The organism is Nocardia farcinica (assembly GCF_029867845.1).
GTDB lineage: Bacteria > Actinomycetota > Actinomycetes > Mycobacteriales > Mycobacteriaceae > Nocardia > Nocardia farcinica_A.
On record NZ_JARWRU010001338.1, the window covers coordinates 1 to 9892 of the forward strand.

At 64.2% G+C, this 9892-nt stretch carries 8 protein-coding genes; 6 read left to right on the forward strand and 2 right to left on the reverse strand.

Features of this window, described 5'->3' with window-relative positions; all coding sequences use genetic code 11:
- Positions 1-781: 781 nt before the first annotated feature.
- Positions 782-4312: a replicative DNA helicase gene (locus tag QH283_RS29990; protein ID WP_414689545.1), complete on the forward strand. Its 3531-nt coding sequence runs from the start codon at positions 782-784 to the stop codon at positions 4310-4312.
- Between the two features lie 295 nt (positions 4313-4607).
- On the opposite strand, the gene QH283_RS29995 is transcribed toward QH283_RS29990, so the two are convergent.
- Positions 4608-4859, reverse strand: a complete 252-nt coding sequence (locus QH283_RS29995) for a winged helix-turn-helix transcriptional regulator (RefSeq protein WP_280506276.1) — start codon at positions 4857-4859, stop codon at positions 4608-4610.
- Positions 4860-4916: 57 nt separating this feature from the next.
- Between QH283_RS29995 and QH283_RS30000 the strand changes: the two genes are divergently transcribed.
- From QH283_RS30000 to QH283_RS30020, 5 genes are all read left to right on the forward strand, one after another.
- Entirely contained in the window at positions 4917-5303 is a 387-nt protein-coding gene (locus QH283_RS30000) for a VOC family protein (protein ID WP_280506277.1), read from the forward strand.
- 742 nt (positions 5304-6045) lie between these two features.
- Entirely contained in the window at positions 6046-6816 is a 771-nt protein-coding gene (locus QH283_RS30005; RefSeq protein WP_280506278.1) for a hypothetical protein, read from the forward strand.
- Entirely contained in the window at positions 6816-7130 is a 315-nt protein-coding gene (locus QH283_RS30010) for a type VII secretion target (RefSeq protein WP_280506279.1), read from the forward strand. Before QH283_RS30005 ends, QH283_RS30010 begins: the two co-directional genes overlap by 1 nt.
- Before the next feature lie 18 nt (positions 7131-7148).
- Positions 7149-8042 (forward strand): hypothetical protein, encoded by an 894-nt coding sequence (locus tag QH283_RS30015; RefSeq protein ID WP_280506280.1) that lies wholly within the window; start codon positions 7149-7151, stop codon positions 8040-8042.
- Positions 8039-8599, forward strand: coding sequence for a hypothetical protein (locus QH283_RS30020; RefSeq protein ID WP_280506281.1), 561 nt, complete (start codon positions 8039-8041; stop codon positions 8597-8599). The genes QH283_RS30015 and QH283_RS30020 overlap by 4 nt, the downstream gene beginning before the upstream one ends.
- Before the next feature lie 11 nt (positions 8600-8610).
- On the opposite strand, the gene gabT is transcribed toward QH283_RS30020, so the two are convergent.
- On the reverse strand, positions 8611-9892 hold a 1282-nt coding region (gene gabT, locus QH283_RS30025; protein WP_280506282.1), incomplete at its 5' end, for a 4-aminobutyrate--2-oxoglutarate transaminase.

A 9892-nucleotide genomic window follows, 5' to 3' on the forward strand; every position in this document is an offset into this window, starting at 1 on the left:
CGGCTACGTAGTCACCCCCGCCCTCGACGCGGCGGGGGTGGCTACGGCTGCGCCGCGAATCGGTTGCACAGCGTTTGCCCCGATTCACGCGGCCCCACGTCGATACCCGCTGCACATCACCGCAGGCGGGCCGCCCTCCGATACCTTCGCGTCCGGCGTGTCCTGTGGATCACCGGTGGATGAAGACGAAAACCGACCGCCCGTACTGTGATCTGGTTCATATCGAACACCCGTTCCGTTCACCTGACACGCCCGGTTGTTCACCTGAGGCGACACGCCGCAAAAATATCTATCCACACCTGTATAGATGCAGAAACAAGCATCTATCAGCAGCTTCGACGTGCCTGAGGGTGGTTTTCCCCAAGTTGTCCACAGGGGGTGCACATCCCCTGGGTAAACAGTCCACAAGTTATCCACAGGTCTGTCCACAGCTGTATTTGGCGTCGGCGTGTCGGGTGGTTAGTGTCCACACATCGTCCCCAACGGAATCCCGATCGGACGCCGTCGACCGCCCCTGTGCGCCGGGGTTGCTGAGCCGCCACGCGACCCGGGTGCCGCAAGAGCGCGAAACTGTCGGTGCCGGAGAGTAGAACACAGTCATCCACAGGCGGCGGACCCGATCGTGGATCTGGCCTGATCGTCGAGGAGAGAGGACGTCGAGCAGGTGACGACCACCGATGACCGCGGGCACCGTGGCGATTTCCCGCCCGAGCCCCCCGGCGAGGACTTCGGCCGTCAGCCGCCCCACGACCTGGCCGCAGAACAGTCCGTGCTCGGCGGCATGCTGCTCAGCAAGGACGCCATCGCCGACGTGGTCGAGGTGCTGCGCCCCGGCGACTTCTACCGCCCCGCGCACCAGGCCGTCTACGACACCATCCTCGACCTCTACGGCCGCGGCGAGCCCGCCGACCCGGTCACCGTCGCTGCCGGCCTGGAACGCCGCGGCGAGCTCAAGCGCATCGGCGGCGCCCCCTACCTGGTCACCCTGACCCAGACCGTCCCCACCGCGGCCAACGCCGGCTACTACGCCGAGATCGTCGCCGAGAAGGCCATCCTGCGCCGCCTGGTCGAGGCGGGCACCCGCATCGTCCAGTACGGCTACGCCGGCGCCGACGGCCAGGACATCGCCGAGGTCGTCGACCGCGCCCAGGCCGAGGTCTACGAGGTCACCGAACGCCGCACCAGCGAGGATTTCCTCCCCCTCGAAGACCTCCTCCAGCCCACGATGGACGAGATCGACTCCATCGCCTCCCGCGGCGGCATCTCCCTCGGTGTCCCCACGGGATTCACCGAATTGGACGAGATCACCAATGGTCTGCACCCCGGACAGATGATCATCGTCGCCGCCCGCCCCGGCGTCGGCAAGGCCCTGGCGTTGGACACACCGCTGCCCACTCCCACGGGATGGACCACGATGGGTGAGGTGTCCGTCGGGGACGACCTGCTGGGCGCAGACGGCAGGCCCACCCGCGTTGTCGCCGCCACAGAAGTGCTCGTCGACCGGCCTTGCTACGAGGTCGAGTTCTCGGACGGCACGGTGCTCGTCGCGGACGAACACCACCAGTGGCTGACGGATACGCGAGCCTCCCGCCGATCCCCTCGCATACCTGCCGCGATCAGGACGACGGGGGAGATCGCCGCCACCCTTCGGTGCGATACCGCGGATCGACGCCTCGAGCACTCCGTCACCAACACCGAAGCACTGCAACTACCCGAGCAGGAACTGCTTGTTCCTCCTTATACGCTCGGCGCCTGGCTGGGCGACGGCACGTCGGATACCGCTGCCATCACTTCCGCCGATCCGGAGATCATCGCCCGGATCGAGGGCGAAGGGATCGTCGCATCGCAGTCCCGCAACGCAGTCGGCACACTCCAGGCACGGCTTCGCACCCTCGGCGTGCTCGGCAACAAGCACATACCGATGCACTATCTGCGCGCTTCGGAGACGCAGCGCCGGGCGCTGCTCGCCGGACTGCTGGACACCGACGGCACGGTGACACATGGCGGCTCGGTCCAGTTCTCGGTCACCGACAAGCGGTTGTTCGACGACGTCTACGAACTCGTGGTCGGTCTCGGCTACCGCTGCGGCGTCTCCACCGAACAGGTTCGGAGGCGTGGGCCCGAAGGGTCGACCGCATATACCCTCACCTTCGCCACGGACGACGAGGTCTTCGGCCTGTACCGAAAGTCCGCACTGCACAAGGAACGTCGAGCGGCAACCAATACCGCACGTTCCCGAGCGCGCTACATCGTCGATGTGCGACGCATCGAGTCCGTGCCGGTGCGTTGCGTCGAGGTCGGCAACAGTGCGCACATGTACCTGGCCGGGCGTTCCATGGTGCCGACCCACAATTCAACGCTGGGTATGGATTTCATGCGGAGTTGCTCGATCAAACACGGTTTGGCGAGCGTCATCTTCTCCCTGGAGATGAGCCGCACGGAAATCGTCATGCGTCTTCTCTCGGCCGAAGCGAAGATCAAACTCGGCGATATGCGTTCGGGTCGGATGAGCGACGACGACTGGACCAAACTGGCCCGCCGGATGAGCGAGATCAGCGAGGCGCCGCTGTTCGTCGACGATTCTCCGAACCTCACCATGATGGAGATCCGCGCCAAGGCCCGCCGGCTCAAACAGCGCCACGATCTCAAGCTCGTCGTGGTCGACTACCTGCAGCTGATGACCTCCGGCAAGAAGGTCGAATCCCGCCAGCAGGAAGTCTCGGATTTCTCCCGGAATCTGAAACTGCTCGCCAAGGAATTGGAAGTCCCCGTCGTCGCGATCAGTCAGCTGAATCGCGGTCCGGAACAGCGCACCGATAAAAGGCCGATGGTCTCCGACCTTCGCGAGTCGGGCTGCCTTCCCGCGTCTACTCGGATTCTGCGGGCCGACAATGGTGCGGAGACGACGCTCGGGGATCTGCTCGCCAGCGGAGAACAGCCGTTGGTGTGGTCGCTGGACGACCGGATGCGGATGGTCGCGCGCCCGATGGTCAAGGTATTCCCCAGCGGACGCAAAGAAGTGTTCCGCCTTCGACTGGCCTCGGGACGAGAGGTCGAGGCCACCGGCAACCATCCGTTCCTGACCGTCGACGGATGGATTCCGCTGGAGAAGCTGAAGATCGACGACCGGCTCGCCACTCCTCGTCTGGTGCCCGAGCCGGTGCACACCGAACGCATGGCCGAGGCCGAGATCGTACTGCTCGCCCACATGATCGGCGACGGCTCCTGTGTGCGCAGACAGCCGATCCGCTACGCGAGCATCGACGAGGCGAACCTGTCGGCCGTTTCCGCCGCCGCCGGACATTTCGGCGTGACGCCCGTCCGCGACGAGTACGCGGCCGCCCGAGTCACCACAATGCGCCTGCCAGCCCCGTACAGACTCACTCGTGGCAAGCGCAACCCGATCGCCGCGTGGTTGGACGAACTGGGCCTGTTCGGCCTGCGCAGCTACGAGAAGTTCGTACCCGCCAGAGTCTTCGGATTGCCGAACGACCAGGTAGCGCTGTTCGTGCGACACCTGTGGGCCACCGACGGATCGGTGCGCTGGGATGCCGAGGGCCGCCAGGCCAGGATCTATTACGCGTCCACCAGCCGTCGTCTCGTCGACGACCTGGCTCAACTGCTGCTGCGGCTGGGCATACACGCTCGCATCGAGCCGGTGCGGAAGACCGGATATCGCGACTGCTGGCACCTCACCGTCGACGGCACGGACAATCAGACCGTATTCCTGCGGGACATCGGCGTTCACGGCGCACGCGGCGCCGCAGCCGAGGCAGCACTGGCCGAACTGGAGCCGCTCACCCGCGACACGAACGTCGACACCGTCCCGAAGGAAGTCTGGAACCAGATCCGCACCCTGCTCGCCGCCAAGCGGATGACCCACCGCGAGTTCTCCGCGGCGATGGGCTCACGTTTCTGCGGCTCCACGATGTGGAAGCGCTCGCCGAGCCGCTCCCGCCTGGCTCGCGTCGCCACGATCCTCGACGATGCCGACATCGAGATGTTCGCGACCAACGATGTGTTCTGGGACAGGATCGTCGAGATCACCTCGCTCGGTGAGCAGGATGTCTACGACGGCACGGTGCCGGGCACGCACAACTTCGTCGCCCAAGGCATTTCGGTGCACAACAGTCTCGAGCAGGACGCCGACATGGTCATCCTCTTGCACCGGCCCGACGCCTTCGAACGCGACGATCCGCGTGGCGGCGAAGCGGACCTCATTCTCGGCAAGCACCGAAACGGACCAACGGCGACGATCACCGTCGCCCACCAGTTGCATCTGAGCCGTTTCGTGGACATGGCCCGGGGCTGATTCCGCGCAGCGGATGCGGAAAGCGCCCCGGCCACAGCGAGCCTTCCAGGTCATCCCGATCGGTAACCGTAGCCGACGAACGGGTTCAGGATCTGTCGCCGCCATAGGAAGTTTCGCTGCCCTCGGGTGAGCGATACCCACCCTGCGAGCGAGTTCGAAGGCCAAGGCTTCCGCGTCAACCACCGGATAGTGGTCGGACGACCTCCGATAAAACGTAAGTAAATGTCAGATACTTCCCTTTTATCGTAGAACCCGTGCTCGGCGGCGAGCCCAGACGGACGAAGTCGATCTGCTGTCAGCCCGTGGGGGGTGCTGTCGCTGGACGGTCCGAGTGCGCTGGTGCGCCGAGGAGATGGTCCAGGTGGGTGCGTGACCAGCCGCAGCGGGTGTGGATGGCGGTCACGAGCCGTGTGCCCGCTTCGGTGAGGGTGTAGTCGACGCGGGGATTCGCGGTGGCGTGGTCGTGTCGGTCGACGAGGCCGTGGTTTTCGAGGTCGCGCAGGGTCTGGGTGAGCATCTTGTAGCTGATGCCGTCCACGGGGATCACCGCTCACCTTCGAGTGCGTACTGCTGCCGTCGGTCTCTTCACCGTAGCGTTCGGGGCATGCAGATCCTGAAGACGTACGCCCGGCTGCTCGTCGCCGACCTCGACACCGCCCTGCCGTTCTACGAGAGCATCGTCGGCGCTCCCGCGGACCTGCGATTCGGCTTCGAGCAGGCCGAACTGGCGGCGGTCGGCGATTTTCTGCTCATCGCGGGCGAGCCCGAACAGATCGATCGTTATCGCTCGACAGTCGGGCCGGTGGTGGTCGACGATCTCGGCCAGTTGATCAGTCGTGTCACGGCTCGGGGAGCCGAGGTGACCGGCGGACCGTTCACGAGCGAGACCGGACAGTTCGTCTATCTCCGCCATCCCGACGGGACGACTGTCGAATACGTGGAATGGTCGGCGGAAGTTCGGACCGGCGTGCTCGGTTCACCCTTGCCGTAGACACCGCAGGTCAGCGTGACCACGCCGCTCGCGGAGGTATGCACGGCGGGGCGCCGAAACGGCCCCACTACGCCGCTCACTGTGACGCGCCAGTTGCACCTCAGCGGGTTCGTGGATATGGCCCGCCGTTGATCTCACCCCGGGCTGCGCACCGGGTGGGCCGCTGGAGAGTTCGAAGCTTGGTGCCCTCGCTGACCTCACCGATCACTGTGGTGAAGCACTGCGCGGCAGCGGAGCGGGTGGGGTTCAAGCGGACGGTCGGCGGGCTCGCCGAGGCGGAGTGCGACGGGTACGCGCGAGAGACGACGGCGGGTGGGTCGTGCCGGAGGGGCAGACGCTCGCCATGGCGGTCTCGGGGTTCGAGGCGGCTTGCGCGCGGTCGCGGGAGAACGCGCGGACGGCGGCGTAGGACGAGATGTTCGTGCACTACCCAGGTGACTTCGGTGACCTGCATCGAGCGACAGACCTCGGCCACGTCCTTGCCGTTGGCCAGCAGTCGGTCCGTCTGGTCCGGTCGTATCTTCCGATCACCGATGAGATGGATGGTGGCCAGCCCGTTTCCAGCGCACGACGACGGTGCCACCCGCTGACTCCAGTCCGCCGCTTGCGATCTGGATGCTGCAAGACTGCAACATCCAGCTTGACAATGTAGAGGAGATACAACAAAGGTGTTTCCGTCGGTTCGAGGTCAGGGGGAACGTACCTATGCGCTCGCGGGTAGCCAGCAGGGTTCGGTGGTGACATGAGTACGACAGGCTGGTTCAACCACTATGACGATCCCGATGAGTACTGGGATGAAGAGCCGCTCGCACCTACCAGGCAGAAGCCGGTGGTCGCTGGCCCAGCGTGGAGCCCGCCCGAAACACCATCACTTCGGCCGACAAGCGAGTTCTCCCAGCCCTTCCCATCATCTCCTCAGCCGTCGGCGAGTCCGCTACGTGTATCCATGGCGACGATGCGCCTTGATGTAGGCCTGCTACCGGTCGGCATCGAGTTGAGTAAGCAATGGGACCGCTATGTCGAACCGCACCAGTGCGCGCATGAACTCATGCTCGCTTACAACCGTGCGCTGAACGAACATTTCGCCCGGGCCTTCTCCTCTGACCGGTGGCCATCAAAGTTGACCATAGCCGCGTATGCCACGCCACCACGTCGCACGATGTGGATGCTGTTGCTCGAGACCCGCACCTGGGAGGAGTACCACGCCACCTGCAGCAGAATTGTGGCCCGTGGAGATTTCAGAGTCAATGGTGATGCACTAATCCACGGCTACCCGGCTGTGGCTATCCAAGCAGACCGGATTCGGCTGCGGTCTATTCAAGTCAGTCCCGATTGGGTTGCGCGAGTCGAGCCGAGACGCATCGCCGACGAAGTTCTGATCTGCACTGACCGCGTCCGCAGCCTTCGCCCGAACCTGACGGTTCATGGCGACTACACACGATACTCGGACGAGGATCTCGAATTCATGCTAAATCGCCATTATCAACGCTTGTTGGACGAGAGGATGCACTGATGGCTGTCCCCAGTAACGATCAGATCCACGCAGCTCTGGATCAGATGCGGAAAACCGCAGACGACTGGGAGACCGCAGCCGAGCACCTCGACAAGGCGCTCCAACTCACTGCAGACGTGAAACTCAATCGAGTGGAGGCCGGCGTTTTCCAAGCGGCATACCATAAATATGAACCGTCTCCCGGCTATACCGGAGACAGAGCCCGCGAAGGCGCGGCTGTCTGTCGCGAAATTGCAAGTACCCTTCGCAATATTGCCAAGGTATACGAAGAAGAAGACAAGCGCGGCGAGCACGCGTTGAGACAGCTCTACTAGGTAGCGAAGGGGGGCGAAGTGGGACTTCCGGAAGGCACCAAAGAGGATCTCCAAACCAACATCGATACGATTCTGCAGGATAAGAACGAAATCGATGGCCTTCCACCCAAGGTGGAAAGCGCTTACGGAGAACTTGTGAGATGGATACGGATCGGCGGCCATCTGGGCGCAGGCCTCAATCCGTTCGCCCACTGGGGTGTCGAAGAACTCGTGGATACGCTGTGGGATAACAGGACAGCGGTCGTCGCGTCGCTGAAGAAGATCATTGACACCTTGACGGATCTCATCGAAGGCATCGCGATGCCGATCACTTTCATCCAATACGCGGACACCTGGAGAAATATAGGCGGCGAATTCACGCATGCAGGTAACGCATTCCTGAAGACGGATCTGAAATCGGATTGGCAGGGCGTCGCGGCAGATCGTTATCGCGACATGCGCGATATTCAAAATCGAGCATTCCAGTCGATGCCGAAGTTGTGCGAACAGGTTGCGGTAAGCTTGGAAAATGTGGCCGTCGACACTCTGGAACTTTATATTCAAATAGCGAAAAACACGCAAGAAGTAGTACACAACACCAAACAGGCCATCGCGGACATCGCCGAAAAGGGTCCACTCGCGCTACTCGAAGCCGGCAACTTAGTAGATATTGTCCAGGGCTTGGAGAAATTTATCTTGGATAATGTCACGGCGGTTATCCAGACGGCCCAGAAACAGATGATCGAAGGGAACCGGATCGCTCAAGCAACCTCGGTCCAGGACGGGCTTCCGGACAACAAATGGCCTCCAGCCGTGACCGGTCGGGTAGTCGAAGATGGTGTCGTCGTGGAATCGGGCGAAGATTACAGTGATGGAACAGTGACGGATGGAAACAACAAGTGGTCGGTCAAATCGGATGTGGTCACTCAGTGAAATTCTCAAAGACACTCGCACTGGCCGCAGTTCTGCTGCTCGGCGGCGCCGGATGTTCTGAATCGGAACATCCGGACACCGCCGATATCGCAATCGCCCCAACCAGCACCCGACCGCAGGCCACGAAAATGCGAGACCTGTGCGAGCCGATGCTTAACTTCTTCGCCGAAGAACTGAACGACACATCTGTGCGCATCAACTCTCCGCGTGATCTGGACTCCACGCTAGGCGGCAGTGGCTACTGTCATGTCGACGGAAAGGCGTCCTGGCGGGGGTTCGTGCGAGCATACCGGGCGCCCTCCGATACCGATCCCACCGGCGGACGAGACGGGTTCGTTGCCTTTCCCGGTGTGGAGGGGGTGTTGGTGTCGGACGACCCACCGGGAGCGATCATCGAATTCGCGACACGCGTCGAGGACTGGAACGGCAACTTTCAGATCAGCCTCAACGACAGCGAATCGGCCATTCGCGATTTCGATTTGACGGGCGACCAGCAGAAGGCGGCGGCCGATTTCATCGTGGAATTGGTGCGCGCTCTCCAGAGCAGAGATGCTTGAAGGCCACGGGATCAGGTATTTGGGGCGCGCAGCGCGGATTCGAGGACGTCGAGCGCCTCGGTCAGCAGGTCGTCGCCGATGACCAGCGGGGGCAGCAGGCGGATGACGTTGCCGTAGGTGCCGCAGGTCAGGGTCATCACGCCCGCGGCGAATGCCCGGGCGACAACAGTTTTGGCCGCGTCGGGGTCGGGCTCGGCGGTGCCGGGTCGGACCAGTTCGAGGCCGAGCATGGCGCCGCGGCCGCGGACTTCGCCGATCACGTCGAGGTCGTCGGCCAGCTTGCGCAGGCGGGGCAGGACCAGAGCCTCGATCCGGCGGGCGCGGGCGGGGAGGTCGTGCTCGCGCATGACGGCGATGGTGGCCAGGGCGGCGGCGCAGGCGATGGGGTTGCCGCCGTAGGTGCCGCCGAGGCCGCCGGGGTGGACGGCGTCGAGGAGGCCGGCGCGGCCGGTGACGGCGCCCAGGGGGAGGCCGTCGGCGATGCCTTTGGCCATGGTGATCATGTCGGGGACCACGCCTTCGTGTTCGCAGGCGAACCAGTCGCCGGTGCGGGCGAAGCCGGTCTGGACTTCGTCGGCGATGAACACCACCTCGTTCGCCTTCGCCCAGGCGGCGAGCGCGGGCACGAATCCGGGTGCGGGAACGATGAACCCGCCTTCGCCCTGGATGGGTTCGTAGACGAGGGCGGCGAGGGAGTCGGCGCCGATCTGTTTCTCGATCCGGGTGATCGCGCGGTGCGCGGCCTGCTCGCCGGTGAGGCCGTCACGGTAGGGATAGGAGGCGGGCATGCGGTAGATCTCGGGGGCGAACGGGCCGAAGTGCGCTTTGTAGGGCATCGATTTCGCGGTGAGCGCCATGGTGAGGTTGGTGCGGCCGTGGTAGGCGTGGTCGAAGGCGACGACGGCGGTCCTGCCGGTGGCCAGGCGCGCGATCTTGACGGCGTTCTCGACGGCCTCGGCGCCGGAATTGGCCAGCACCGTGCGTTTCTCGTGGTCGCCGGGGGTGAGTGCGGCGAGTTCTTCGGCCACCCGGACGTAGTTCTCGTAGGGGGTGACCATGAAGCAGGTGTGGGTGAAGCGGGCGGCCTGCTCGGCGACGGCGGACGCGACCGCGGGGTGGGCGGCGCCGATGCCGGTGACCGCGATGCCGGAGGCCAGATCGATGAACGAATTGCCGTCGACGTCGACGAGCACCCCGCCGTCGGCGTCGGCGGCGTAGACGGGCCAGGCGGAGCCGAGGCCCCCCCCGCGCGGCGGGAAGATGGGGGCGGGGGGGGCGCCGGCGGGCCGGCCC

Bases quoted from the DNA above. Each gene is read 5' to 3' on its own strand.
- QH283_RS30010 (WP_280506279.1), top strand. From the start codon at position 6,816: ATGGCTGTCCCCAGTAACGATCAGATCCACGCAGCTCTGGATCAGATG.
- QH283_RS30000 (WP_280506277.1), top strand. From the start codon at position 4,917: ATGCAGATCCTGAAGACGTACGCCCGGCTGCTCGTCGCCGACCTCGAC.
- QH283_RS29990 (WP_414689545.1), top strand. From the start codon at position 782: ATGCTGCTCAGCAAGGACGCCATCGCCGACGTGGTCGAGGTGCTGCGC.
- QH283_RS30005 (WP_280506278.1), top strand. From the start codon at position 6,046: ATGAGTACGACAGGCTGGTTCAACCACTATGACGATCCCGATGAGTAC.